The 1,255-nt window shown below is 65.4% G+C and carries 2 protein-coding genes; both read right to left on the reverse strand.

Going from position 1 to position 1,255, the window contains the following annotated elements; genetic code table 11:
- On the reverse strand, window positions 1-860 hold an 860-nt coding region (locus ABZ923_RS41300), incomplete at its 3' end, for an alpha-amylase family glycosyl hydrolase (protein WP_361483605.1).
- On the reverse strand, window positions 857-1,255 hold a 399-nt coding region (locus ABZ923_RS41305; protein ID WP_361483608.1), incomplete at its 5' end, for a DUF3459 domain-containing protein. The genes ABZ923_RS41300 and ABZ923_RS41305, both read right to left, overlap by 4 nt.

The following is a 1,255-nucleotide window of genomic DNA, read 5'->3' on the forward strand; positions in this document are numbered from 1 at the left end:
TGGAAGGCCATGTGGCACTCGTCGCCGCCGGCCCGGAAGTCACCGAAGTAGTCGACGACGTCCTCGGGCCACTGGTTGGCCTCCGCCAGCAGCACCTTGTCGGGGTACTGGGCGTCGATCTCCTTGCGCACCCGCTTCAGGAACTCGTGGGTCGCCGGCAGGTTCTCGCAGTTGGTGCCCTCCTCCTGGTACAGGTACGGCACCGCGTCCAGCCGGAACCCGTCGATGCCGAGATCCAGCCAGAACTTCAGCGCGGAGATCATCTCCTCCTGCACGGCCGGGTTCTCGTAGTTCAGATCCGGCTGGTGCGAGAAGAAGCGGTGCCAGTAGTACTGCTTGCGTACCGGGTCGTACGTCCAGTTGGAGACCTCGGTGTCGACGAAGATGATGCGGGCACCCGGATACTGCTTGTCGTCGTCGGCCCAGACGTAGTAGTCCCCGTACGGACCGTCCGGGTCCCGCCGCGACTCCTGGAACCACGGGTGCTGGTCGCTGGTGTGGTTCATGACGAAGTCGATGATCACGCGCATGCCGCGCTGGTGGGCGGCGTCCACGAACTCCACGAAGTCGGCGAGGTCGCCGAACTCCGGGAGCACGGCGGTGTAGTCGGAGACGTCGTAACCGCCGTCCCGGAGCGGTGACTTGAAGAACGGCGGCAGCCACAGGCAGTCCACGCCGAGCCACTGCAGATAGTCGAGCTTGGCGGTCAGGCCCTTCAGGTCGCCGACGCCGTCGCCGTTGCTGTCCTGGAAGGAACGGACCAGGACCTCGTAGAAGACGGCGCGTTTGAACCAATCCGGGTCCCGGTCCTTGGCGGGAGTGTCCTCGAAGGTGTCCGGAACGGGCTCATTCACGATCATGTTGTGGGTGACCCTCCGATCTGCGGGGTGGACGGTCGCAGGACGGTGAAGACATGCGCGGGCCTATGACCCGGTTCGAGGCGCACATAGTTGGCCCTGCCCCAGTAGTAGGTCTCGCCGGTGAGCTCGTCGCGCACCGGCACGGACTCGTGCCAGTCCAGGCCGAGTTGCGGCATGTCCAACGAGACCGTTGCCTCCTGGGTGTGGTGGGGGTCGAGATTGACGACCACCACGACTGTGTCCGAGCCCGTGCTCTTGCTGTAGGCGATCACCGCGTCCTTGTCGGTGTGATGGAAGTGCAGGTTCCGCAGGCGCTGTAGCGCCGGGTGCTGTCGTCGGATGGTGTTGAGCCGGGTGACGAGCGGCGCGATGGTCCGTCCCTCGCGTTCGGCGGC

Source organism: Streptomyces sp. NPDC046881, assembly GCF_040645015.1.
Lineage (GTDB): Bacteria > Actinomycetota > Actinomycetes > Streptomycetales > Streptomycetaceae > Streptomyces.